This window comes from Pseudaquabacterium terrae (genome assembly GCF_013266755.1).
GTDB lineage: Bacteria > Pseudomonadota > Gammaproteobacteria > Burkholderiales > Burkholderiaceae_C > Pseudaquabacterium > Pseudaquabacterium terrae.
This window is the reverse complement of record NZ_JABRWJ010000008.1, coordinates 195,931-218,865: the sequence shown is the minus strand read 5'-3', so window position 1 is coordinate 218,865 and position 22,935 is coordinate 195,931. Positions and strand designations below refer to the sequence as shown.

Genomic DNA, 22,935 nt, shown 5'->3' with positions numbered 1-22,935 from the left:
GCGGCCCGCGCCTTACTTCTTGTACTTGGTCAGCAGCTCGCGCGCGTCCTGCAGCATCTGCTGGCCCGGCAGCCCCTTCTTGTCCATGTCGGCGACGAAGTCGCGGTACAGCGGCTGCGACGCCTGCACCCAGTTCTGCAGCTCGGACGCCGGGATCATGTAGAAGCTGTTGCCGCGGTCCTGCGCCAGCTTGCGGCCGACCGCCTGGCTGGCGTCCCAGATCTTGCCGATGTCCTGCGAGAACGCGGCGCCGCTGTTGGCGTCGACCACCTTCTTCAGCTCCGCCGGCAGGCTGTCGTACTTGGCCTGGTTCATCGCGAAGACGAACACCGCGCTGTACAGCGCCGGGCGCGTCGGATCGGTCTCGCTGTGGTACTTGACCATCTCGTGCAGCTTCAGCGAGGGCATCACCTCCCACGGCAGCAGGAAGCCATCGATCGTGCCCTTGCTGACCGCATCGACGATCGCCGGCAGCGGCATGCCGACGGGCGAGGCGCCGAGCGCGGCCAGCAGCTTGTTGGTCTGCCGCGTCGGCGCGCGCATCTTCAGGCCCTTGAAGTCGGCCAGCGTCTTGACCGGCTTCTCGCGCGTGTGCACGTAGCCTTCGTCGTGCACCCAGATCGCCAGGATCTTGGTGCCGGGGAACTCCTTCAACGCGTACTTCTGCAGGTAGTCCCAGGCGGCGCGGGCGCCGACCTCGGCCGAATTGGTCATGAACGGCAGCTCGAAGACCTCCAACGCCGGGAAGCGGCCGGCGGTGTAGCCCGGCAGCGTGATCACGAGGTCGGCCACGCCATCCTTGACCTGGTCGACCAGTTGCGGCGGCGTGCCGCCCATCGACATCGCCGGGAAGACCTGGCACTTCATCTTGCCCGCGGACTCCTTGGCGATCTTGTCGCACCACGGCGTGATCAGCTGCACCGAGGCCATCGCCTGCGTGTTCCAGATGTGGTGGAACTTCAGCGTCACCTCCTGCGCCTGCGCGGCGCCGGCAAGCGCCAGACCGGCAGCCACCACGGGAAGGCGGGCGAGCGAGCGGCGGATCATCTTGTTCATGCGACGTCTCCTTCGTTCTTGAGCAAACAACTGTTGCGACGCGAGCGCGGCGGCGCCATGGGTGGAAACGCTCAGCCCCAGACCTCGTGCGCGGTCTCGACCACCAGCGCCAGCTTCGCCCGCTGCGCCTCGACGGCGATGTTGTTGCCGTGCACCGTGCTGGAGAAGCCGCATTGCGGCGACAGGCACAGCTGCTCGAGCGGTGCGTAGCGCGCGGCCTCGTCGATGCGGCGCTTCAATGCGTCCTTGTCCTCGAGCTGGCCGAACTTCGTCGTCACCAGCCCGAGCACGACGGTCTTGCCCTTGGGCAGGAAGCGCAGCGGGCGGAAGTCGCCCGAGCGATCGTCGTCGTATTCCATGAAGTACGCGTCGAGATGCATCTCGGCCAGCAGCGCCTCGGCCACCGGCTCGTAGTTGCCGGCCGCGGCATGCGTGCTCTTGAAGTTGCCGCGGCACAGGTGCATCGCCAGCGTCATGCCCTCGGGCTTCTGGGCCACCACCTTGTTGATGAACCTGGCATAGCGGTGCGGCAGCTCGTTCGGGTCGTCGCCGCGCGAGCGCGCGGCTTCGCGCATGCGCTCGTCGCAGAGGTAGGCCATGTTGGTGTCGTCCATCTGCACGTAGGTGCAGCCGGCGGCGGCCAGCGAACGCAGCTCGTCACCGTAGGCCCGCGCGACGTCGTCGTAGAACTCGGGCTCGAGCTCCGGGTAGGCCTCGCGGCTGATGCCGGCGCGGCCGCCGCGGAAGTGCAGCATCGTCGGCGACGGGATCGTCACCTTGGGCGTGCGGCCGGCGGCCACCTGAGACTTCAGGTACTCGAAATCGGCGCGCTGGATGTCCCTGGCGTGGCGCACCTTGCCCGTCACGCGCATCACCGGCGGCGCGAGCTCCTCGCTGCCGTCGGGCTTGATGATCGTCGTCGGTGCATCGCAGTGCACGCCGCCGAGCTGCTCGAGGAAATCGATGTGGAAGTAGGTGCGGCGGAACTCGCCGTCGGTGATGCTCTGCAGGCCGACGTCCTGCTGGAATTTCACGATCTCGGCGATCGCGCGGTCCTCGACGGCGCGCAGCTGCGCGCCATCGATCTCGCCCTGCGCGAATTGCGCGCGCGCATCGAGCAGGTATTTCGGGCGCAGGAAGCTGCCGACGTGGTCGGCGCGGAACGGGGGGGTGCTGCGGGTGCTCATCGAAGGAATCCTTCCCTGCTGAGATTCATTGTGCGGCGCGGCCGCCAAGCTGCCGACCCGGTGCGGCCCGCAGGCAAACCCATGTTCAGCCCATAGCAGCTATCGCGCGGCGGCATGGCTTCAGCTCGGAGCCGGCGGGGTCGGCGCGCCAGGCGTCGTCGAGCACCAGCGTCGCGCCCGGCCCGGCCGCACGCGAGACGCAGGCGCACAGGCGCCGGCTCTCGTGCCGTTCGGCGGCGCTGAAGAAGACGTCGCGGTGGTCGACGCTGCACTCGCCCTCCTGCGCCAGCACGTCGATCGCGCACAGCCCGCACTCGCCCTTGCGGCAATCGGACAGTACCGCGACGCCGTGGGCTTCGAGCACGTCGAGCAGGCTGCGGTCGGCGGGCACTTCGAGCTCGAGGCCGTGGCGCGGCAGCTTGACGCGAAACGCCTGCGCCGGCTGCGTGCCGCCGGCACCGAAGGTCTCGAAGCGCAACTGCGCCGCCGGCCGGCCGGCGCCCGCCCACTCGGCCTGCACCGCGTGCAGCAGGCGCAAGGGGCCGCACACCAGCGCCTGCGCATCGGCCGGCAATGCGGCGATCTCGGCGGCGAGGTCGAGGCGCTCGCCGCGGTCGCCGGCGAAGCTGGCCAACCGCTCGCCGAGCGCGCTGCGCAGCAGATCGGCGTACACCAGCTCGTCGGCACTGTGCGCGGCGTAGACCACGCGCAGCGGCGCGTCGCGCGCGGCCAGGGCCAGCGCCATGCCGACCATCGGCGTGATGCCGATGCCGCCGGCGATCAGCAGCGTCGGCCGCGCGCCGGGCGGCAGCTCGAAGTGGTTGTGCGGCGGCAGCACGCGCAGCGCCGCGCCCTCCGCCAATGCATGCAGCCCGCTCGAGCCACCCCGGCTCGCCGCCAGCCGCTTGACCGCGATGCGGTAGACGCCCGCGTCGGGCAGGCCGACCAGCGAGTACGAACGGGTGGTCTCGGCGCCACCGCCCGGCCGGGCGGGGATCTGCAGCTGCAGATGCGCGCCCGGCGTCCAGCGCTCGAACGGCGCGTCGCTCGTGATCTCGAATTCGCGCACCGTCGGGCTGAGCGCGGTGATGCGCGTGATGCGGGCGGATTGCCAGTCGGTCGATTGCTTCATGGGTTCTCTGGATTCCGTTCAACGTCCGGCGCGGCGGATCAGGCCGGCGCCGGGCAACGACTGCAGCCCCTGCTGCGTCGCCAGTGCCTCGTCGAGCTTGCCGCGAGCGATGCGCGCGTGCTCGCGCATGAGGCTCTCGGCACGTGCGCCCTCGCGCTGCACGATGGCCTCGACGACGGCATGGTGCTGCGCCTGCGCGATCACCAGCGTGTCGCGCGCCGCCGGCGCACCGGCGCCGACGCGCACGAAGCCGTTCGGCGAGGCGAACGGCAGCGTCACCACGCGCTCGATCTGGCGCCGGATCGTCGGGCTGCCCGCGGCTTCGGCGAGCAGGCGGTGGAAACGCCCGTTGTGCGCCGCATAACCTGCAAAAGACTCGTCGTCGATCGCCTCGCGCGCCAGCAGCTCGTCGATGCGGTCCAGGCAGTCGCGCAGGCCCGCCAGCACCACGGCGCCGCAGCCACGCTCGGCCGCCAGCCGCGCGGCCAGGCCTTCGAGCGTGCCGCGCAGCTCGATCGCGTCGTGGATGTCGGCCTCGCCGAATTCGCGCACGACGAAGCCGCCGCCGGGCAAGGCCTCGAGCAGGCCTTCTTCCTGCAGGCGCAGCAGCGCGGCGCGCACCGGTGTGCGCGACACGCCGAGCCGCTCGACCAGCGTGAGCTCGGGAATGCGCGCGCCGGGCGCCAGCTCGCCGCTGACGATCAGCTCGCGCAGCCGGGCTTGCGCACGCACCGTCTGCGAGGCGGCGGGATCTTCGGTGGGCGGAAGGTCGTGCACGGTGGCAGCCATCGTGGACCTCAGGCCGCCGGCCGCAGCGGGATCGTGCGCAGCGCCGGCGCCTCCGCGGCGATCTGCGCATCGATCAAGCGCCGCGCCCACATCGCGCCGGCATCGATGTTCAGGTTGTAGAAGCGGTAGCCGGGGCGCTCGGTGATCGCGCGCTGCTGCGCCTCGAGCACCGTCTCGTCCTCGCGGAAGATGCGCGCGACACCTTCGCGCAGTTCGTGCGTCAGCCGCTGCTCGTCGAGGCAGTAGTTGCGCGCGAAGGCCCAGAAGTAGTGGCAGGTGGTGTCGGTCTCCGGCGTGATCGTGTTCAGCACGTGGCCGTTGACGCCCTGGCTGCGGTCGCCCTGCGGCGCGCCGGTGCCGGCGACCGCGACGCCGACATCGATGACCACCGTCGCCGGCGCCTCGAAGCGGATGATCTGCCAGCGATCGACCGGCCCGCGGTAGCCGCGCCCCTGGAAGATCTGGCCGGCCCAGAACGGCGGCGGCGTGATGTTCTCCATCCAGCGCGTGACGGTCGCGAAGCGCTCGCCGTGCGTGGCAACGAACGGCGCCTCGGCGACCGCGCGGTCGCCGATCGAGCTGCCATGCACGAAGGTCTCGTGCGTCAGGTCCATCAGGTTGTCGATCACCAGCCGGTAGTCGCACTGCACCGAGATGCGCTGGCCGTCGCCGGCCCAGGCCGGGTCGTGGTTCCAGTGCAAGTCGGGGATCAGCGCCGGGTCGGCGAGCGTCGGGTCGCCCGGCCACAGCCAGACGAAGCGGTGTTTCTCGACCACCGGGTAGGCGCGCACGCAGGCCGACGGGTTGATCGTCTCCTGCGACGGCATGTGTGTGCAGCGGCCTTCATCATTGAATACAAGACCGTGGTAGCCGCAGACCACCTCGTCGCCTTCCAGCCGGCCCATCGACAGTGGCAGCAGGCGGTGCCAGCAGGCGTCTTCGAGAGCGGCCGGCTGGCCGTCGGTCTTCCTGTAGAGGACGACCTTCTGATTGCAGATCGTGCGGGCCAGCAGAGCGGGCTTCAGCTCGACGTCGTAGGCCGCCGCGTACCAGGCATTGAGGGGGAACTGAGCCATGCTGCAATCCATCGTTTGTATACAGCATGTATTCTGTCTGGAGCCGAAAACCCCAGTCTAGGTAAAAACCCGCACTCGAAATGCACATCGCCCGCCGCGGGCTTCCCCGCGGCGGGCGATGGTTGCGACGACCGCGCTTCAGCGGCCGCGCGAGGCTCAGGCGTTGCCGATCGGCTTGTTGATGTCGGGCATCGGCGCCTCGGCGGCCGCGCGCTCCAGTTGCCACTCGGCCAGGCGGTTCATGTTCGACAGCGAGATCTGGTGCGCGTGGATCATGCCCAGCAGGCCGGTCTTGGCCAGCTCCAGCAGCTCGGCATCCGACAGCTTGGTCATCTGCTCGTCGTCGATGGTCAGGAAACCGTTGACGTGGATCTTGTTGCCGTCGGGCATCGTGGCGTCGAACTGCATCTCGCGCAGCAGCTTCTTCTCGACCAGCATCTCGCCGTAGCGGCGCGTGCGCTCGATGTCGCCTTCGAGCTGCTCGAGCTGCTGCTGCACGCCGAGGATCAGCTCGGTCGGGCTGCCGTCGGCCTTGAACAGCGGCTCGCCCGTCTCTTCCGACAGACCCACCCACTCCTCGTCGATGCACAGCAGCAATTCGGTCTCGGTGGTGCGGGCCATCGCGAACGGATAGGTGCGCAGCATCGCCGGCACGTAGCGCACGCGCCAGCGGTCGGCGGCGTCGATGCACAGGTTCTGACCGGCCGTCAGGCCGAACACCGCGATCGGCGCCACCTGCGCCTTGCCCTTCGGATCCTGGCCCGCCGGCACCCAGACGATCGGGTAGTCCTTGCAGGCTTCGGCGAACTCGCCGGCGGCGATGAAGAAGGCGTTCAGGCCCTTGCTGCGCGTCATGTCGCGCGCATTGCGATCGAGCTTCAGATTGCGGTGCTTCTGGCGGTCCAGCGCGACCGGCTTCTTGTGCAGGTTTTCGTTGATCATGAGTTCGTACTACCTTGTTCGGAGGGGGCGATGCGGGATACCAGCACCTTGTCGACGCGTTTGCCGTCGAGGTCCACGACCTCGAAACGCCAAGCCTCCCATTCCACCACATCGGCCGTGCGCGGCAGCCGGCCCAGCAGCAGCATCACCATGCCGGCCAGCGTGTTGTAGCGGCCGCGGTCTTCCTCGGGCAACTCCTTCAGCTCGAGCCGGTCCTTCAGCTCGGGCACCGGGATCAGGCCGTCCATCAGCCAGCTGCCGTCGGCACGCTGCACCGCCCAGGCGTCCTCGGCGCTCGGCGTGCTGAACTCGCCGGCGATAGCCTCGAGCACATCGCGCACCGAGATCACGCCCTGCACCGCGCCGTATTCGTCGACGACGAACACCAGCTCGGCGCTGGTATTGCGGAAGTGCTCCAGCAGTTCCATGCCCGACAGCGTCTCCGGCACGAACACCGGCGGCTGCATCAGCGCGCCGATGTCGGGCTGCCCGCCGCGTGCCAGCGGCTGGAGCATCGAGCGCGCCTCGATGACGCCGACGACATCGTCGAGCCCGCCGCGGCACACCGGGTAGCGCGAGCGGCCGTGCTCGGCCATCAGCGCCAACAGCTCGTCCATCGGCGCATGGATGTCGAGCCAGGTGATTTCGGCGCGCGGAATCATCATCGAGCCGATCTGCCGCTCGTCGAGCCGAAACACGTTGCGCACCATCTGGTGCTCCTGCGCCTCGATGACGCCGGTCTCCAGCCCTTCCTCCAGGCTGGCGGCGATCTCTTCTTCCGTGACGCTGCGCGACGGCGCCTCGCGGATGCCGAGCAGGCGCAAGGTCGTCTCGGTGCAGATGGACAGCAGCCAGACGAAGGGCCGCGTCGCCGCCGACAGCCATTCCATCGGCCGCGCGACGAGCCGCGCCACGGTCTCGGGGTACATCTGGCCCAGCCGCTTGGGCACCAGCTCGCCGAAGATGATCGTCAGGAAGGTGATGATGACGACCACCAGCGCCGTGGCGCTGACCGTCGAAACGGCATGACCGATCGGAAACGTCGCCTGCAGCCATGCGGCCAGCGGCTTGGAGAACGCCGCATCACCGACGATGCCGTTGAGCACGCCGATCGACGTGATGCCGATCTGCACCGTCGACAGGAACTTCGTCGGGTGGTCGTGCAGGTCCAGCGCCACCTGGGCGCCGGACTCGCCGGCCTCGACCATCACCGCCAGGCGTGCCTTGCGCGACGCGGTGAGGGCCATTTCGGACATGGCGAACAGCCCGTTCAGCAGAATCAGGAATACCAGCAGCGCAACGTCCATGCGGTGGCGCCGTTCCCGTGGTCGTACCGGGCTGCGCGCCCCTGAAAAGGCGAGGGACGCGAGCGTAGCAGAATCGGCCGCATGGACTGCTCCCCGCGAGTGACCTGCCCCCTGCTCACTGCGTTCGCTCCCCCCGAGGGGGCCTCAGCGCCCTTCGGGCGGCCGGGCGGGCGCTGATGCACTACCTCGTCGGCGACCTGCAAGGCTGTTGCGACGCGTTCGAGCGCCTGCTCGCCGAGATCGGCTTCTCGCCCTCACGCGATCGCCTGCACGTGCTCGGCGATCTGGTCAACCGCGGCCCGCAGTCGCTGCCCACGCTGGAACGCCTGCGCGGGCTCGGCGCGGCGGCGACCTGCCTGCTCGGCAACCACGACCTGCACCTGCTGGCCGCCGCCGAGCACGTGCGCCCGCTGCATGCCAGCGACACGCTCGACCCGATCCTGCAAAGCCCCGAGCGCGAAGCCTGGCTGGAATGGGTGCGCCAGTGCCCGCTGGCCGACACGGCGCACGGCTGGCTGCTGGTGCATGCCGGCGTCGTGCCGCAATGGGACGCGGCGACGACGCTGGCGCTGGCCGACGAGGTCAGCCACCTGCTGCGCGGCCCGGACCTGCCCGGCTTCCTGCGCGTGATGTACGGCAACGAGCCGCTGCGCTGGGACGACCGCCTGAGCGGCGCCGAGCGCTGGCGCTTCGTCATCAACGTGCTGACGCGCATCCGCTTCTGCAGCGACGACGGCACGCTCGAATTCAAGACCAAGGACGGCAGCGCGGGCGCGCCGCCCGGGTTCCGGCCGTGGTTCGAGGTGCCGGGCCGGCGCAGCGCCGACACGCCGATCGCCTTCGGCCACTGGTCGACGCTCGGGCTGCGCATGGAGCCGAAGCTGATGGCGCTGGACACCGGCTGCGTCTGGGGCGGGCGCCTGAGCGCGGTGCGGGTCGATGGCGGGCGGCGTGAACTGGTTCAGGTTCCGTGCGACTAGCCCGCCGGGCATATGACCAATGGCTCCTTTGGTGCCTACGCAGCCACCGCCCAAAGTGATTCAATGACCGCCATTCGATATCCGAGCCCCTCGGTGGAGTGATCAGCATGGCGGCCAACTGGAGCCAGGAACAGGTTTTCAATCAGCTCAATGGGGGCAATCGGTGGTCGGGCAATGCGATCACCTACGCCTTCCCGACCAGCTCGAACGGCATCTCCGGCCAGGGCGAGGCAGCGGGCTTTCGCGCCGTCAATCCGAGCCAGCAGGCGCTGATGACGCTGGCGATGGCGACCTGGGACGAGCTGGTCACGCAGACCTTCATGCCCGGCACGCCGGGCGCCACCAACATCGAGTTCGGCTACACCAGCACCGAGATCGGCTACGCCCACGCGTATTACCCGCAGGTCGGCAGCGTCTGGTTCAACTCGACCGAGGCCGACCTCGTCACCACGGCGATCGGCCAGTACGGCTTTCAGACCTACATCCACGAGATCGGGCATGCGCTCGGCCTCAACCACATGGGCGACTACAACGGCAACGGCAACTGGTCGCCGTCGTCGTTCCAGGACAGCGTGGTGCTGTCGATCATGTCGTACTTCGGGCCGCGCTACGCCGCCCCGAACTACTCGGCCGAGGTGATGCAGGCCGACTGGGCCGACACCAGCAACGTCGTGCACTCGCCGCAGACGCCGATGCTCAACGACATCGCGGCGATCCAGCGCATCTACGGTGCCTCGACCACGACGCGGCTGGACAACACCGTCTACGGCTTCAGCAGCACGATCGGCGGCACCACCGGCCAGATCTACGACTTCGCGCGCAACGCCAACCCGATCCTGACGATCTACGACTCGGGCGGCACCGACACGCTGGACCTGAGCGGCTGGGGCACCGCCAGCCGCATCGACCTGCGCGCCGGACAGTTCTCGTCTGCGAACAGCATGACGAACAACATCGCGATCGCCTACAACACGACGATCGAGAACGCCCGCGGCGGCGCCGGCAACGACACGCTGACCGGCAACGAGGCCGCCAACCGCCTCGAAGGCGGCGGCGGCAACGACGAGCTCACGGGCGGCGACGGCGACGACACGCTGCAAGGCGGCGCCGGCAACGACACGATCGAGGGCGGCGGCGGCAACGACACCGCGGTGCTCGAAGGCACCTTCGCCAGCTACACGATCAGCGTCGCCGCCGGCCTGATCACGATCAGCGGCGGCGCCAGCGGCAGCGACCGCATCAGCGGCGTCGAACGCTTCCAGTTCGCCGATGCGGTGCGCACGGTCAACGACCTGGCGCCCGGCGGCGACAGCAGCGCACCGGTGCTGCAGGGCTTCAGCCCGGCCGACAACGCGGGCAGCGTCGCCATCGGCGCCAACCTCATGCTGAGCTTCAACGAAGCGGTCGAAGCGGGCACGGGCAGCATCAACATCTTCAACGCCGACGGCTCGCTGTTCAGCAGCATCTCGGTGGCCGATGCCGCGCAGGTCAGCTTCACCGGCAACACCGCGACGATCGACCCCACGCTCAACCTGGTGGCCGGCGCGAGCTACTACGTGCAGATCGGCGCCGGCGTGATCACCGATCCGTCCGGCAACGCGTGGGCCGGCACCGGCAACAACACCACGACGTGGAACTTCAGCACCGGCACGACCGACACCGGCGCACCGCAGCTCGCCGGGCTGACGCCGCCCGACGACACCACCAACCTGTCGCGCTCGGCCGTCCTGCAGATGCAGTTCAGCGAGCCGGTGGTCGCAGGCAGCGGCAACATCGTGATCCGCAGCGGCGGCAACGTCGTGCACACGATCGCCGCCACCGATGCCAACCGGGTGTCGATCAGCGGCAGCACCGTGTTCATCGATCCGCCGGCCGACCTGGCCGCCGACACCGAATTCAGCGTCACGGTCGATGCCGGCGCCTTCCGCGATGCGACGGGCATCGCCTATGCCGGCATCAGCTCGCAGACCGCGTGGACCTTCCGCACCAGCCCGGCATCGGTGCTCGACGACGTGCCGTTCACTTTCGACACCACCGCCCAGGTGCTCGTCAACGGCCCGGCGCGGACCGGCGTCATCGAATCGGTGCTCGACGAAGACCTGTTCACGGTCACGCTGGCGGCCGGAACGACCTACACCTTCACGCTCACCAGCACCGGCCTCGCCGACCCCTACCTGGGGCTGCTCAGCCCGCAGCCCGGCAGCAGCTACATCGCGCTGGACGACGACAGCGGCGGCGGCTCCACCGCGCTGATCACCTACACCGCGACCGCGAGCGGCACGCACTACCTGGGCGCCTTCGACTTCGGCCTCGGCACCGGCGGCTACACGCTGAGTGCCACGACGGCGACGCAGGACAGCGGCGCACCGCGCCTGCAGAGCGTGACCCCGGCCGACGATGCGGCCCAGGTCAACGTCACCGCGAACCTGGTGCTGACCTTCAGCGAAGCGGTGCAGCGCGGCAACGGCAGCGTGCTGCTGTACGCGGGCAACGGCACGCTGTTGCGCGAGATCAGCGTCAACGACCCGGCGGTGCAGATCAGCGGCGCCAGCGTGACGATCGATCCCGGCGAGAACCTGCCGGGCAACACGGCCTTCTACGTCAACATCGGCGCCGGCGCATTCCGCGACAGCGCCGGCAATGCATACGCCGGCCTGAGCGGCTCGACGGCCTGGAACTTCAGAACCGCTGTGCCGTCGTCCACCGACGACTTTCCGCTCGACGTCAACACGGGCGGCGTGCTCAACGGCGGCACCGGCGCGATCAACGCCCGCATCGACACCCCGAACGACGGCGACCTGTTCCGCGTGCCGCTCGAGGCCGGCCGGACCTACCAGTTCGACATGGTCAGCCCGCTGAGCAGCAACGTCGATCCGTACATGGCGCTGTACGGCGGCGACGATGTCGAGCTCATTGCCTACGACGACGACAGCGGCCCGCTGCCGCTGGACTCGCGGCTGTACTTCACGCCCAGCGTCAGCGGCAACTACTACCTCGCCGCCTTCGACTATTCCGAAGACACGGGCACGTACACGATCTCGTCGCAGGTGCCGGACGACGACTACCGCGCCGCGACCAACACCAGCGGCCGCGTCAATGTCGGCGCCGCCGCCGTCGCCGGCAACATCGGCGTGCCGACCGACAGCGACATGTTCGCGATCACGCTGAACGCCGGCGTCCAGTACACGATCGACCTCGTCGCCAACCAGCTCGACGATCCCTACCTGACGCTGTCCAACGGCGCCGGCCAGGCCCTGGCCTTCGACGACGACTCAGGCGTCGGGCTGAACTCGCAGATCACCTTCACGCCGTCGGCGACGGGCACCTACTACGTCTCGGCCTCGGACTTCGACACCGGCACGGGCAGCTACACGATCTCCGCGCTTCAGCGCAACGTCATCAACGGCAGCGCCGCGGCAGACAGCCTCAGCGGCACGACCGGCCCCGACACGCTCAATGGCGGCAACGCCAACGACGTGCTGCGCGGGCGCGAGGGCGACGACATCCTCGACGGCGGCAACGGCATCGACACCGCGCGCCTGGCCGGCTTCGCGCAGACCTACTTCCTCGGCCCGCAGGAAACCGGCTGGGCCGTGGCGCACGATCAGCCGGGCGGCGAAGGCCGCGACCTGCTCTACGGCGTCGAGCGGCTCCAGTGGGACGACCTGCGCTGGGCGATCGATCTCGACGGCAACGCCGGCACCACGGTGAAGATCCTCGGCGCGGTGTTCGGTGCCCAATCGATCTACGAGATGGCCTATGTGGGTGTCGGCCTGCAGCTGCTCGATGGCGGCATGGACTACGAAACGCTGATGCAGCTGGCGCTCGATTTCGCGATCGGGGCGAACGCCAGCCACACCGATGTCGTGCGGCTGCTCTACACCAACGTCGTCGGCTTCGCGCCACCGGCCGCCGACATGGCCTTCTACCGGGGCCTGCTCGACAACGGCGTCATGACGCCCGCCGAGCTGGGCGTGCTGGCCGCGGAGACCGAGCTCAACGCGATCAACATCGACCTCGTCGGTCTGGCGGAGACCGGGATCGGGTACATGTGAGAATCGCGGTCCGGTGTGCGCTCCGCGCACGCCGTGAAGTGCAGGCAAAACCGGCGCTACGATGAGCGCCGATCGATGGAAGCGTGGCCGAGCGGTTTAAGGCACCGGTCTTGAAAACCGGCGAGGGTTCATCCCCTCCGTGAGTTCGAATCTCACCGCTTCCGCCACCTAGGGGTGGCAGGCGTCCTCGTGACGCATCAGATCCCCCAAAAACAGCCCTCTTCTCCCGTATAGTTCGAATCACGTCACTTCGCCTCATGTCAGTCAACCTCATCGATCGATGGGGGAACAGATGGGGGAGACGGGAGGAACTATGCCGAAGCTCGCCAAGCCGCTGTCAGCCCTGGAGGTCAAGCGCCTCGCCGTGCCAGGCCTGCACCCGGTCGGCACCGTCAGCGGGTTGCGCCTGTACGTCAAGCCCAGCGGCACGAAGTCGTGGGTCCTGCGGACGATGGTCGGCGCGCGCCGGGCCGAGCTGGGGCTCGGGGGTTACCCCACGGTGACGCTCGCGCAGGCGATCGAGAGCGCTCGGTCGACGCTGCAGCAGATCAAGGCCGGCGTCGACCCCGCGGCGTCACGTCGAGCCACGCGGCAGACGATCGAGTGGACCTTTCAGCGAACCGCCGAGGCCTACATCGAAGCGCACCGGCCGAGCTGGAAGAACGCCAAGCACGCCCAGCAGTGGGAGAACACGCTGCAGACGTACGCTTACCCCACGTTCGGCGCCAAGCACGTGCGCGACGTGACCAAGGCCGATGTCCTGGCGGCGATCGAGCCGGAGTGGTCGACGAAGAACGAGACGATGGTCCGCCTGCGCAGCCGGATCGAGCTGGTTCTCAACTATGCCGTGCAGCGCGAGCTACGGCCGGAAGGCCTCAACCCGGCGCGCTGGCGCGGCAATCTCGACGCGGCCCTGCCGAAGCCGGGCAAGGTCAACAAGCGCGCGCACTTCGAGGCCCTGCCGATCGACGACGCGCCCGCCTTCATGAAGCGACTGCGGGCAACGGCCGGCACGAGCGCCCGAGCGCTGGAGTTCGCCGTTCTGACGGCCAGCCGGACCGGCGCGGTGCGGGCGGCGACGTGGGGGAACGTCGACCTCAAGGCGGCCGTGTGGACGTGTCCGGCGGACGTGATGAAGTCCGGTCGTGAGCACCGCGTGCCGCTGTCCCCGGCTGCCGTCGCGCTGTTGAAGGCCCTCCCCCGACTCAAAGACGTCGAGTTGATCTTTCCGGGCCGTGACGTTGACAAGCCGTTGTCGGACATGAGCTTGACGGCGGTCATGCGCCGGATGAACTTGACGGCCGTCCCGCATGGGTTGCGCAGCACGTTCTCGGACTGGTGCGCCGAGCGGACCGCGACCCCGGCGGAGGTCCGCGAAATGGCCCTAGCCCATGCTATCGGCGATCAGACCGAGGCAGCGTATCGGCGCGGCGATCTGTTCGAGAAGCGGCGCGCGTTGATGGCGGAGTGGGCGGAGTTCCTCGGGTAGCCACCCCAAGGTTATATTTCCCCGCTTGATGCGGAGGGGCGCGTGATGGCTATGGATTGGAAGGCGGCTCAGGTGACGGACGGGATGGTAAAGGTTCCCGGGAGCTGGCTACATCTCTACTACTACGAAGCGCTAAACATTCTCTTCAGATTCGAGAACGCGCTGCGCTTGTTTGTGTATGTCGTCCTAAAGGATAGCCTCGGCAAGGACTGGGACAGCGCCAGCATTGGCGGGGCCGGAACAATCCGCAGCGAAACCAAAAAGCGCATTGCTCAGGCCAACGATCACGGGTATGTCGGTGAGGTCGTGACGTCCCCAATGCTGTTTCTAAGCAGCGGCGACCTTACGACAATCATGCTCCACGAGTCCTATTGGAAGCATTTTGCGCCGTACTTCCGAGCAAAGCAGGGTGTAATTCAAACCAAGCTTGCAGAAATCAATACCGTCAGAAATTCACTGGCCCATTTCCGCCCGATTCGCCAAGATGACGTCGAATTGATAAAGCAAACAACGAAGCATGTGCTGCTAGAGGTTCAGGCTTGTCTAGGACGGATATCGGGCATTCGGAATGTCGTGCCAACAAACTCCGATCGAGAATGGTACAAACAAATAAAGCCGATTGGTAACCCACACTTCGCGACAAACATCTTCTCAAGTCCCGACGAGAAGTGGATTCGCATACGAGTGACCCAACGCTGCACCGTTCTCAGGAACCACATGTACAGCGATCGTGACTACCTGACAAGTCGCGTGACGACGCTGCGCACGGCTCAAGTTGTAAAGCATTTCGAGAAGATTCGAGACGCGTGCATCTTCATTTCCGACGGGCATACATCCTCTGAGGTAAGGGGGGACGCGCCGATCGTGCAGCGATCGATCAACATCGTGTTCTCGGAGCCGACGCTGACTGCCAAGGTGATCGATATATCTCAATCCTTGAAGGACATGGCGCTGCAAGTGGAGCAGGAAACCGAACTGGTGAAGCAAGACAACTTGGCGCGCGGTGAATTGATTGAAGCAAAGGAAGTCTCGGCGAGCCTTCAGAAGGCCGCTTCTTTCGGAAACGAGTATTGGGTTGTCGACACGCGAAAGCTTGGTACTGACTTGAGCGAAATTGATAGCGTCGAATATTGGGGAGCCATGGGGGACTACGGCACAGACTACGTTACCGAGGCCGAAAAGTACCCGTGGATGCCAGCATCCATCTCTGACGAAGACGTTCCGTTCTAGAGGACTTGCTGCAGGCTACGTCGTCCTGCGCGATCGACCGACGTTCACGGGGGCGGCGCGTAGGCCCGGATCGACTCGGCGAAGGCCTTCAGCGCGTCCAGCGGGTTCGTCCCCTGGCTGCAGCGGGCCGCCAGCAGCGCGCGATTCGCAGCGGTCGCCGCTTGGCGGACTTGCGCCTCACTACCGCCTTCCTCAGCGAGCACGGCCGCCGCGTTGACTGCCTTGGCGAGGGCTAGCATGTCCTCGGCGTTGACGGTGAAGACCGCGGCTCCCGGCGGCGAGAAGCCCCGCGTGCCGAGGCAAAACGTTGACCGGATGGTCACAGGTGGAGCGGGTTGGTCCCGCGGGCAGTCGCCAGCAGCGCGTCGTGGACCTCCAGCACGCCGCTGCGGTACGCACTCACCTGAGCGATGGTCTCCCACAGTGCGCCGGCGGGCTCGATCTCGGTCCCGATCAGCTCGGCCGCCAGGGTAGCGTCGCTCTTGTCGACGATCGCCTTTGCCTGCGCCCAACTCAGCGACTCGGCGGCCCGTTGCTTGCCGAGTTCGTAGAACGTCGTCATGCCGCTGGGGTAAGTTTTGGGGTTGCTCTCCATGTGGTCGTTGACGCGTGCTGCGGCAATCGCTGCGTGCATCTCGGCGGTACGGGTTGCGGTGATGGTCATGATGATTCCTCAGAGTTCGCGGAAGGTGCTTGTTGGTAGATGCTTTGAAATTCGTCCTTCATGCCCTCGAAAAACGCCAGCGCTTGCTTGCGGCTCTCCAGCACGATGAGCTTCATATCAGCGCCGGTTGATATCGCCTCGGCTGTCTGTCTTCCCGCCTCGTACGTTCCCGGTACGCCCGGATGGACGGCTTCGAGGGCGGCGCGAAGCCGATCGAGGCATGACTTTATGGAGTCGAAGGCGGCCACAAGGGCCACGCCTCCTTGTTTCAGTTCCTGCGCGGCATCATTGCTCATAGGGGGTCGTTCTCAGGTGAAGTGCGCCGGTCGGCGCGGGGTGGCATAACAGCAACGTGTTGCGGCAGCGCGCCGATGCGCCGCACAACGCGATCAGCGAAGTGCACCGCCAGGCGGTTGTCGGGCATCGCAGCGATGTGCTCGAACATCTGGCGCGCGAGGGCGTGCAAGGCCTGAAGCTCGGCCAGCTCGACCACGGCGCACACAGCGCCGGGCGCAGGGAACGGCCGGGGGCTTATGGCGAACCCGCCGTATTCGTGCAGTCCAATGGTCATACGCCCCCCTCTGAAGCCATGAAACCCTGTGAGAGCAGCTCGACCAGTCGCGCCAGCGCGGCCGCCTCGTCATCGTTGGCTACGTTGATCGTTGTCGGCTTGCCGTTGACGTTGATGGTCACGGGGGTGCCGCTCGACGGCGCCGGAGCGGCCGAGGGAGCGCGCACGGTCGGCGCGGGGGCCGTTGTGGTCGAGCCCAAGTCGTTGAGGTTCGGCCCGCCGAAGAACCCGAACTGCTGGGAGCCCTCGAACGCACGGAATCCGAACGACGCGCCCGGCCCGTCCGTGCGCACCCAGTAGCCGACCCGCGCAACGCCGATGCCCGTCGTGCGCCGGCCGTTAGGCAGCGTCACCGTTTGCTGACCGGCCGACGCCGACGCGTCGCTGATGAACGTCCAGTTGCCCGACTTGTCCGGGGGTTCGAGCTGCGAGCCCGCGGTGATGCGCTGCCCGTCCGGCCCCGTCGCAAAGTTGTCTTTGTCGTAGGTCGCACCGCCGACGATACTGCGCGCCGCTTGGCTGGTCTTGTCGAAGGACGACGACAGGGAACCGGCCTGCGCGTTCAGTTGCGCAAGCTCGCCCGCCACCTCCCGGATTGCCCGTCGCGCTCGCCCGCCGATGTGGCGCTCGTAGTCGTCGCCGAGCCCAGCCACAGCGGCGCGGTTCTGCAGGATCACACGCTGTTCGGCAAGGTGCCCGGACTCGACACCTCCCGACGCAGCAAGGGCGGCTGCGCGCCACTTGCCGTAGGCCTCGATCTGCTGCTGCAGCGAGACACCGGCCGACGTGGATATCACACGGTAGGACTCGGCGAGCTTGTCGGCCGTTTGCTGTATCTGCGCCTGCGTCTGAAGTCCGAAGTTCTTCAGCGCTTCGTCGAGTGAGTTGATGCCCGGCTTCAAGTCGTCGAGCTTGGCCTTCGCCTTCTCCAAGCCTGCGGCGACGCGCTCGCCGCTTAGCAACCCTTCCTTGCCCAGCGCCTGCAGACGGTCGATAACAGCCTGCACGGCGCGTTCCGTGCTCGCTGCGGCCGTCGCCTTGTCCAGTGCCGCCGTCAACGCGCGGCCGGCATCCTCGCCGGTCACTCCGAGGTCGCGTAGAGTCTTCGCAACGATGTCGACATCGTTGATGATGCTTGTCGTCGCCTTGCTGAACCCGGTAGCCAGCTCTTCGGCACTGGTGCCAGCACGGCGCAGGGACTCGTCGGCGATCGCGTCGAGTGCGGCCTTCAGCCGGCGAGCGCCTTGCTCGCTGCCGTCGAAGGCAGCCCGCGCCTGAACTTCGAAGCGCAGCAAGTCCTCGGTCTTCAGCGCTGCTGACAGCGCGTCGCGCACGTTGTCCGCGCTGATCTTGCCCCGGACGGCCAGCGCGTCTAGCGCAGCGCCGGCAGCCTGAATGCCGCTGATGTCGCCGAGCCGCAATTCCTTGGCGAGCTTCTCCAGCGCCTCGGACACATTGCCCGCCTTGCGCTCGACGCCTTCGAACTCACCGATCAGCCGCTTGGATTCCTTGCCGAGGCCGAGGGCCGCGTCACTTGCCTGTAGGGTGCGCTGGGTCAGCTCGGCTTTCGCCGCAGCATTGCGCCGAGTCGTCTCCTCCTCGCGTCGCAGCGACTCGTCGAGTGCATCGATCGACTTGCCGTAGCCCATGAGCCGGGCCGCGCCTTCGCCGATCGCGGTCCCTATTTCCTTCAGGTTCGTGACCACAAGGGCAAGGGCGCCAAGCTTCAACGATCCGATGATCGACGCGAACCGGCCAGCACTGGCGGCAGCGCCGGCACTGGCGGCAGCGTTCGCCCCTTGCGCTGCGGTGTTGGCAACGGTCGCCGCGGTGTGGGCCGTCGTGGCAGCGGTCGCGGTGATCGTCGCTGCAGCAGCGGCACGCGCGCCAGTTGCGGACTCGATGAACGCGGCGGCAAGCTTGACAGCGACGTATGCCGCTCCGGCCTTGCCGACTCCATACAGCAGGTCGGCCACGGTGCGGAGGTTCGCGGCGAGGAACGAGATTGCATCGGCCGCGGTCTTTGACGCGCCGGTCGCCTGCGAGGTCTCGCCGACATAGATGGTCCAGGCATTCGACAGTTGCGTGATGGCGCGGCCGACGGTGGGCGGCAGCGACTCGAACTCACGCTTCAGCGTGTTGCTCTGGCTCTGCAGCGCCTGAATGACGGTCTGCGAGGACAGCGCGCCTGCCTCGGCCATCTTGCGAAGCTCACCCGTGGTGACGCCGAGCCCATCGGCCAGCGCGCGAGCGAGGCGCGGGGCCTGCTCCATCACGCTGTTGAACTCCTCGCCTCGCAGGACGCCCGATTGCAAGCCCTGGATCAGTTGCGTGATCGCCGCTTGGCTGGCCTGCGCTGATGCGCCCGACACCGCGACGGCTTGATTGATGGCCTCGGTCAGCGCGAGCGCGTCACGCTGCGCCAGGCCGAATTCCTTGCCCGCCTGCAAGATGCGCGCGAACAGCGTGCCCGTCGCTTCGAGGTCCGCGCCGGTACGCTGCGCAATCTGCCCGATGCCGGCCCACGCCTCGGCGAACGCTCGGCCCTCGCCGGTTGCGAGCTTGACGCTTGCCTGGAGGTTCGCGGCCGCATCGGCAGTCTCGGCAAGTTCCCGGGCCAGTCCGCCGACCAGCGTCCCGCCGAGGGCCGCGGTTGCGATGCCGCGAAGCAGCGTGAGCTGCCCGCCTACAGACTTCAGCGAGTCAGATAGCGCGCTGTTGCCCGCGACACTCGCTCGCGTGGTGGCGTCGATCTCGGTCTGCAGTTGCTCCGTGGCTGCAGCGGCCTGGCGAGTCTCGGCGGCCTTCTTTGCGAGCGCCGAAGCAGTACCGTTCGCCGCTGCCCGCGCATCGTTCAGGGCACGGGTTGCGGCGCGCTCCGCCTCTTGGTGCTCGACCGTGGCACGACTCGCGGCGTCGGTCTCGGTCTTCAGCCGGCGCAGCTCCAGGGCACGCTCACGGACGGCAGCCTTCGCTGCGTTGTCATCAGCGCGGGCTGCAGCCTCGGCCTTCTGCGCTGCAGCCGCTGCGGTCGATAGGCCGCGCATCTCCCCGGCGAGGTCGCGCAGCCCCTGTTCACCGGTCGTCTCGACCTCGACGCCGAGCGTAACGTCACGCTTCGATCCGGTTGCCATCTATCGCCCCTCGCTCGCGCGTCGCACGTGCTCAAGCGTCAGCCGGCACAGTTCGGTGACGACGATCGTGCAGCCGTTGCCCGACAGACGAAGCGACTCGTCCGGGCGGCGAACGAGTGACAGCCCGCGGCGGGCGATCTCGTCGAGCACGCGGTGTTGCGTCGACGTGTTGGGGATGATGTTCGGGTCGATCATTGCAGCAGGGACGTTTCGATGGTCGTGCTCTTGACGATCTCGCCGGACGCCGCGTCATACTCGACGTTGGTCTCTCGCTTGCGATCGGGCATCAACACGTTCACGTCGATCGCCTTCTCCGCGGCGGCCTTGGCTGCCTCGGCCGTCACCTTGATAGCGTCGATTGCACGCGTCAGCGACGCGGCATCGGCCTTGCCGGTGATGGCCGGAACGAGGTTCGCCAGGATGTTGACCATCGCGATTTGCTGGTCGGCGGCGCGGGCTTCGAAGCGCCGTAGGTCATCGGGCATCGACGCGACCGCGGGCGCAACCGTCGGCGGCGCTACGGGAAACAGCTCGGCGTCTTCCGCGATCTGGCGCGCGACTCCGCGCGGATCGTCGCCGCGTTCGCTGATCACCGCCGATCGCGATGTGAGGCCGGCTTCGATCGCCTTGACCTTGCCCTCCACGTCTTGCACGGGGTGGATGTACGGCCAGCCCTGCGGGTGCCACGTCGGGCGGCTCGCAACCGAATGGGCGATGTTGCCCGCGCCGTAGATCGCCCACCAATCGACCATAGGCTGACACAGTTTCGGAATGACGATCGTCCAGATGCGCTGCTCGGCGTAGCGGCGGAACTCGTTGATGATGACGCGCAGCGTGCGGTCGCTGACGTCTTGGATGTCACCGGCGAACAGCTCGTAGGGCAGTCCAAGCCCTGCCGCGGTTCCTCGATTGGTCACTCGCATGAAATCGGGGTACGAGGCCGCGGGGTCAGGCGGGTTCGCGAACTGCATCTCCTCGCCCGGCATCAGCTCTTGGAACATGCCAGGTTCGAGGCCTGCGAGCGGGTCGCCCTTCTGGTTGTAGAAGACCGGCAAGCCGGTGACCGGATCGTATTCGAGGTGCGCGCCAGCCGGAATGTTTCGCTTCAGGAACGCGACAAAGAGATTGCCGAGCTTCTGACGGTCAAGCGTTGCGTCTTCAAAGTCGGCCGCATTGCGCAGCCTGACCAGAATCGGCGCCAGCGGCGACACGCCGCGGAGTTGACCCGGGCGCAGCGGCTCGAACACGTGGCTGATTTCCTCCGCGCGGATGCGGATGAGGTCGTGCTTGCCCGGAGAGATGCCGCGCGACCGATCGCCCGGGTGCTCCGGGTACATCCAATACGCCACGCGGCGGCCGTACCGGTTCAGCTCGATACCCTGCCGGATGTAGTGGTCCTTCGGCATGCCGTCCCACTGATCCGCGTCGAACATCGGGCAGAAATCCGACTCGATGAGTTGATACTGCACCGGCGATGCGAGAAACCCACGAGCCACGAGCGAGTCATTGCGGACGCGCAATCGCAAGAAGACCTCGCCCGAGCCGATCCACGAGCGCACGCCCAGCGCCTGCATCCCGTAGACATCGCTGACGCCGTCTGCGTCGCAGGTACGCCCTTGCCGCTCCCACGCTTCATTCACGGTTGGGTCGGCCCATCGCGGTTGAATGCCGGTGCCGATGAGCGTAGTCGTCCACTTCTGAACGCCCGACTCGCCTGCCCAGTCGTTCCGCGCTACGTCGCGGCCCCGGTTGCGAAGGCGCTCGAAGCCCGGCTGAAGTGCGTCGCGTGGGCCGCTGCTGGGCGGCTGCCAGGACTTGACGCGGCGGCCGGTGCCACCCGCGTCGTAACGAGCCATGAAGTCCGCGACGGCCTTGGCATCTCGGAAACGGCCCTTCATTGCAGGGTCTCCGCGAGCACAATCGACGCGTCGGCATCAGCACGCCGCGGGATGTAGTGGCCCTTCGCTTCGGCGGCGCGGATGAAGCGCTCTTCCTCGCGTCCCAGTTCGAGCAGTTCGGCCTCGATCTCTTTGACACGCTTGCTGCGGTCGGACGCCTTCGGGCCGTCCTCGACTTCGGCAAGGTTGCTCGTGAGTGCCTCGGCTACCTTCTTCGGGCTAAGCACCGTTGCGAGCAGCGGCAGCACGTCCGATGCGGCCACATCAAGGTGGAACACGCCCTTGATTGCCGTATCGCCTGCCGCTTGCCGCAGCTTGCCGCCACGGTAGGACTCGGCGGCCGTCGTCATAGCGCGCTCGACTGCGGCGCGCGTCTCGGCGGTGTTCAGCGCGTAGAAGTCGAGCTGCTTGCGCTCTTCCGTCAGCGCCTGGATGCGCGCGCGGAGGGTGTTGAAGTCGGTCGTCATGATGCGGCCTTCCATTGATCGTCGGTCGACCTCTCCTTTTCGATTCGCTCGATCAACGTGCGGAGCGGTTCCACTTCGACAATCAAGCGCCTGTGCTCTCGCTCGATCGCCTCGCAGAAACGAACGTCTTTGATTGCTCGGTTCAAGTCGCCGGGGTCGACGCCTTGTGCTTGCAGCTCGCTCGCGGGCAGCGCGGCAAGGGCGGGCAAGTCGGCGGCAGACACCATCGCGCCATGGCGTGAGATGGCTGCACGAAAGCGCGAGTGATACTCGGCGGCCGCTGCCCGAGCTTGCGACAGCCCCGCAGTTTGAGCATTGAGCAACGCGAGCCGGATTTGTAGTTGTGCGAGTCGTTCGTTCACTTGGCGCTCCTCGCGCGCAGGGCAAGCCACACGGCTTGCGGGTCGTACTCGGCGGGCGCGATCGTCTTCGGCTTCGCCAGGGCGGCGCGAATCTCTGCGGCGGCTTGCCTCGGCGTTTTGCGCGCACGGTCGCGGTCAATCGCATCAAGGATCGGTTTGACCTCTTCGAAGCGCTCGGCAAACTCGGCCGCCGACTCGGTGGGCACGTCCTCCTCGCCGATCCAGTCGAGCAACACCGCGCAGCGATGCTGTTCGTGCTGCCGGGAAGTCGGGCGCCCAAGAGTGCGCGCCCATGCCTGCAGCATGTTCAAGTTCTTCATTGGTGATCCGTCATCAGGGCGGGATGCGGCCGGTCGTATTCCTCGCGCCACCGGGCCGCGTCGGCCGAGTGCACGAACGTGACCTTGCGGTGGTCCCCGACTTCAACGAAACGGATCGGCAACTGCCCGTCCGTGAGAAGCCGCTTCGCGACGTGCTCGGACACGCCGAGTTCTCGTGCGAAGCTGCTCAAGCGTTCGAGGCGGGGGGTGGAGTCGGGCTGCATTGCGGTGCGAACGGTACGCACGCAGCGAACGCAAGTTAATCACCGCGATTTC

The 22,935-nt window shown here is 67.3% G+C and carries 22 protein-coding genes and 1 tRNA gene; 5 read left to right on the top strand and 18 right to left on the bottom strand.

The window, feature by feature from the left end:
- Positions 1 to 12: 12 nt before the first annotated feature.
- The 7 genes from HLB44_RS25570 to HLB44_RS25540 all read right to left on the bottom strand — a co-directional run bounded on the left by HLB44_RS25570 (position 13) and on the right by HLB44_RS25540 (position 7,489).
- Positions 13 to 1,056: a TRAP transporter substrate-binding protein gene (locus tag HLB44_RS25570; protein WP_173129313.1), complete on the bottom strand. Its 1,044-nt coding sequence runs from the start codon at positions 1,054 to 1,056 to the stop codon at positions 13 to 15.
- 71 nt (positions 1,057 to 1,127) lie between these two features.
- Entirely contained in the window at positions 1,128 to 2,243 is a 1,116-nt protein-coding gene (locus HLB44_RS25565) for a 5-methyltetrahydropteroyltriglutamate--homocysteine S-methyltransferase (RefSeq protein WP_173129308.1), read from the bottom strand.
- Between the two features lie 85 nt (positions 2,244 to 2,328).
- Positions 2,329 to 3,375: a PDR/VanB family oxidoreductase gene (locus HLB44_RS25560; protein WP_173129305.1), complete on the bottom strand. Its 1,047-nt coding sequence runs from the start codon at positions 3,373 to 3,375 to the stop codon at positions 2,329 to 2,331.
- Positions 3,376 to 3,393: 18 nt separating this feature from the next.
- Complete coding sequence (locus HLB44_RS25555; protein WP_173129302.1) at positions 3,394 to 4,164, bottom strand: GntR family transcriptional regulator; 771 nt, start codon at positions 4,162 to 4,164, stop codon at positions 3,394 to 3,396.
- Positions 4,165 to 4,172: 8 nt separating this feature from the next.
- Positions 4,173 to 5,240 carry an aromatic ring-hydroxylating dioxygenase subunit alpha gene (locus HLB44_RS25550; protein WP_173129299.1) on the bottom strand — a complete coding sequence of 356 codons (1,068 nt, stop codon included), beginning with the start codon at positions 5,238 to 5,240 and terminating at the stop codon, positions 4,173 to 4,175.
- Positions 5,241 to 5,396: 156 nt separating this feature from the next.
- On the bottom strand, positions 5,397 to 6,182 hold the full coding sequence (locus tag HLB44_RS25545) for a SapC family protein (protein WP_173129296.1): 786 nt from the start codon (positions 6,180 to 6,182) through the stop codon (positions 5,397 to 5,399).
- On the bottom strand, positions 6,179 to 7,489 hold the full coding sequence (locus tag HLB44_RS25540) for a hemolysin family protein (RefSeq protein WP_173129292.1): 1,311 nt from the start codon (positions 7,487 to 7,489) through the stop codon (positions 6,179 to 6,181). Before HLB44_RS25540 ends, HLB44_RS25545 begins: the two co-directional genes overlap by 4 nt.
- Positions 7,490 to 7,665: 176 nt before the next feature.
- Here HLB44_RS25540 and HLB44_RS25535 point away from each other — a divergent pair, with 176 nt between their 5' ends.
- From HLB44_RS25535 to HLB44_RS25495, 5 genes are all read left to right on the top strand, one after another.
- The gene (locus tag HLB44_RS25535; RefSeq protein ID WP_173129288.1) at positions 7,666 to 8,469 is read left to right on the top strand and encodes a symmetrical bis(5'-nucleosyl)-tetraphosphatase; all 804 of its coding nucleotides are present in this window, start codon (positions 7,666 to 7,668) and stop codon (positions 8,467 to 8,469) included.
- A 107-nt stretch (positions 8,470 to 8,576) separates the two neighbouring features.
- Positions 8,577 to 12,524 carry an Ig-like domain-containing protein gene (locus HLB44_RS36820; protein WP_217283807.1) on the top strand — a complete coding sequence of 1,316 codons (3,948 nt, stop codon included), beginning with the start codon at positions 8,577 to 8,579 and terminating at the stop codon, positions 12,522 to 12,524.
- Between the two features lie 77 nt (positions 12,525 to 12,601).
- Positions 12,602 to 12,691, top strand: a tRNA-Ser gene (locus HLB44_RS25505).
- A gap of 146 nt (positions 12,692 to 12,837) precedes the next feature.
- Positions 12,838 to 14,013 (top strand): tyrosine-type recombinase/integrase, encoded by a 1,176-nt coding sequence (locus tag HLB44_RS25500; protein ID WP_173129283.1) that lies wholly within the window; start codon positions 12,838 to 12,840, stop codon positions 14,011 to 14,013.
- 45 nt (positions 14,014 to 14,058) lie between these two features.
- Positions 14,059 to 15,243: a Swt1 family HEPN domain-containing protein gene (locus tag HLB44_RS25495; RefSeq protein ID WP_173129280.1), complete on the top strand. Its 1,185-nt coding sequence runs from the start codon at positions 14,059 to 14,061 to the stop codon at positions 15,241 to 15,243.
- A 44-nt stretch (positions 15,244 to 15,287) separates the two neighbouring features.
- On the opposite strand, the gene HLB44_RS25490 is transcribed toward HLB44_RS25495, so the two are convergent.
- From HLB44_RS25490 to HLB44_RS25440, 11 genes are read right to left on the bottom strand one after another with little or no spacing between them, the layout of a single operon-like run.
- On the bottom strand, positions 15,288 to 15,566 hold the full coding sequence (locus HLB44_RS25490) for a hypothetical protein (protein WP_173129275.1): 279 nt from the start codon (positions 15,564 to 15,566) through the stop codon (positions 15,288 to 15,290).
- Positions 15,563 to 15,907, bottom strand: coding sequence for a hypothetical protein (locus tag HLB44_RS25485; RefSeq protein ID WP_173129269.1), 345 nt, complete (start codon positions 15,905 to 15,907; stop codon positions 15,563 to 15,565). The genes HLB44_RS25490 and HLB44_RS25485 overlap by 4 nt, the downstream gene beginning before the upstream one ends.
- A complete protein-coding gene (locus HLB44_RS25480; RefSeq protein ID WP_173129265.1) occupies positions 15,904 to 16,203 on the bottom strand; it encodes a hypothetical protein in 300 nt (99 codons plus the stop codon). The genes HLB44_RS25485 and HLB44_RS25480 overlap by 4 nt, the downstream gene beginning before the upstream one ends.
- Positions 16,200 to 16,478, bottom strand: a complete 279-nt coding sequence (locus tag HLB44_RS25475) for a hypothetical protein (protein WP_173129262.1) — start codon at positions 16,476 to 16,478, stop codon at positions 16,200 to 16,202. Before HLB44_RS25475 ends, HLB44_RS25480 begins: the two co-directional genes overlap by 4 nt.
- A complete protein-coding gene (locus HLB44_RS25470; RefSeq protein WP_173129260.1) occupies positions 16,475 to 19,612 on the bottom strand; it encodes a tape measure protein in 3,138 nt (1,045 codons plus the stop codon). Before HLB44_RS25470 ends, HLB44_RS25475 begins: the two co-directional genes overlap by 4 nt.
- Complete coding sequence (locus tag HLB44_RS25465; protein ID WP_173129258.1) at positions 19,613 to 19,807, bottom strand: hypothetical protein; 195 nt, start codon at positions 19,805 to 19,807, stop codon at positions 19,613 to 19,615. It abuts the gene before it with no gap.
- Positions 19,804 to 21,510, bottom strand: coding sequence for a phage portal protein (locus HLB44_RS25460; RefSeq protein WP_173129255.1), 1,707 nt, complete (start codon positions 21,508 to 21,510; stop codon positions 19,804 to 19,806). Before HLB44_RS25460 ends, HLB44_RS25465 begins: the two co-directional genes overlap by 4 nt.
- Positions 21,507 to 21,977 carry a hypothetical protein gene (locus HLB44_RS25455; protein WP_173129252.1) on the bottom strand — a complete coding sequence of 157 codons (471 nt, stop codon included), beginning with the start codon at positions 21,975 to 21,977 and terminating at the stop codon, positions 21,507 to 21,509. The genes HLB44_RS25460 and HLB44_RS25455 overlap by 4 nt, the downstream gene beginning before the upstream one ends.
- Positions 21,974 to 22,339: a hypothetical protein gene (locus tag HLB44_RS25450; protein WP_173129249.1), complete on the bottom strand. Its 366-nt coding sequence runs from the start codon at positions 22,337 to 22,339 to the stop codon at positions 21,974 to 21,976. The genes HLB44_RS25455 and HLB44_RS25450 overlap by 4 nt, the downstream gene beginning before the upstream one ends.
- A complete protein-coding gene (locus HLB44_RS25445) occupies positions 22,336 to 22,659 on the bottom strand; it encodes a hypothetical protein (RefSeq protein ID WP_173129247.1) in 324 nt (107 codons plus the stop codon). Before HLB44_RS25445 ends, HLB44_RS25450 begins: the two co-directional genes overlap by 4 nt.
- Complete coding sequence (locus HLB44_RS25440) at positions 22,656 to 22,883, bottom strand: hypothetical protein (RefSeq protein ID WP_173129244.1); 228 nt, start codon at positions 22,881 to 22,883, stop codon at positions 22,656 to 22,658. Before HLB44_RS25440 ends, HLB44_RS25445 begins: the two co-directional genes overlap by 4 nt.
- Positions 22,884 to 22,935: the final 52 nt, after the last annotated feature.

Excerpts from the sequence above, each read along its gene's own strand:
- HLB44_RS25570 (WP_173129313.1), bottom strand. The coding sequence starts at position 1,056 with ATGAACAAGATGATCCGCCGCTCGCTCGCCCGCCTTCCCGTGGTGGCT.
- HLB44_RS25565 (WP_173129308.1), bottom strand. The coding sequence starts at position 2,243 with ATGAGCACCCGCAGCACCCCCCCGTTCCGCGCCGACCACGTCGGCAGC.
- HLB44_RS25560 (WP_173129305.1), bottom strand. The coding sequence starts at position 3,375 with ATGAAGCAATCGACCGACTGGCAATCCGCCCGCATCACGCGCATCACC.
- HLB44_RS25555 (WP_173129302.1), bottom strand. The coding sequence starts at position 4,164 with ATGGCTGCCACCGTGCACGACCTTCCGCCCACCGAAGATCCCGCCGCC.
- HLB44_RS25550 (WP_173129299.1), bottom strand. The coding sequence starts at position 5,240 with ATGGCTCAGTTCCCCCTCAATGCCTGGTACGCGGCGGCCTACGACGTC.
- HLB44_RS25545 (WP_173129296.1), bottom strand. The coding sequence starts at position 6,182 with ATGATCAACGAAAACCTGCACAAGAAGCCGGTCGCGCTGGACCGCCAG.
- HLB44_RS25540 (WP_173129292.1), bottom strand. The coding sequence starts at position 7,489 with ATGGACGTTGCGCTGCTGGTATTCCTGATTCTGCTGAACGGGCTGTTC.
- HLB44_RS25535 (WP_173129288.1), top strand. The coding sequence starts at position 7,666 with ATGCACTACCTCGTCGGCGACCTGCAAGGCTGTTGCGACGCGTTCGAG.
- HLB44_RS36820 (WP_217283807.1), top strand. The coding sequence starts at position 8,577 with ATGGCGGCCAACTGGAGCCAGGAACAGGTTTTCAATCAGCTCAATGGG.
- HLB44_RS25500 (WP_173129283.1), top strand. The coding sequence starts at position 12,838 with ATGCCGAAGCTCGCCAAGCCGCTGTCAGCCCTGGAGGTCAAGCGCCTC.
- HLB44_RS25495 (WP_173129280.1), top strand. The coding sequence starts at position 14,059 with ATGGCTATGGATTGGAAGGCGGCTCAGGTGACGGACGGGATGGTAAAG.
- HLB44_RS25485 (WP_173129269.1), bottom strand. The coding sequence starts at position 15,907 with ATGACCATCACCGCAACCCGTACCGCCGAGATGCACGCAGCGATTGCC.
- HLB44_RS25480 (WP_173129265.1), bottom strand. The coding sequence starts at position 16,203 with ATGAGCAATGATGCCGCGCAGGAACTGAAACAAGGAGGCGTGGCCCTT.
- HLB44_RS25475 (WP_173129262.1), bottom strand. The coding sequence starts at position 16,478 with ATGACCATTGGACTGCACGAATACGGCGGGTTCGCCATAAGCCCCCGG.
- HLB44_RS25470 (WP_173129260.1), bottom strand. The coding sequence starts at position 19,612 with ATGGCAACCGGATCGAAGCGTGACGTTACGCTCGGCGTCGAGGTCGAG.
- HLB44_RS25465 (WP_173129258.1), bottom strand. The coding sequence starts at position 19,807 with ATGATCGACCCGAACATCATCCCCAACACGTCGACGCAACACCGCGTG.
- HLB44_RS25460 (WP_173129255.1), bottom strand. The coding sequence starts at position 21,510 with ATGAAGGGCCGTTTCCGAGATGCCAAGGCCGTCGCGGACTTCATGGCT.
- HLB44_RS25455 (WP_173129252.1), bottom strand. The coding sequence starts at position 21,977 with ATGACGACCGACTTCAACACCCTCCGCGCGCGCATCCAGGCGCTGACG.
- HLB44_RS25445 (WP_173129247.1), bottom strand. The coding sequence starts at position 22,659 with ATGAAGAACTTGAACATGCTGCAGGCATGGGCGCGCACTCTTGGGCGC.
- HLB44_RS25440 (WP_173129244.1), bottom strand. The coding sequence starts at position 22,883 with ATGCAGCCCGACTCCACCCCCCGCCTCGAACGCTTGAGCAGCTTCGCA.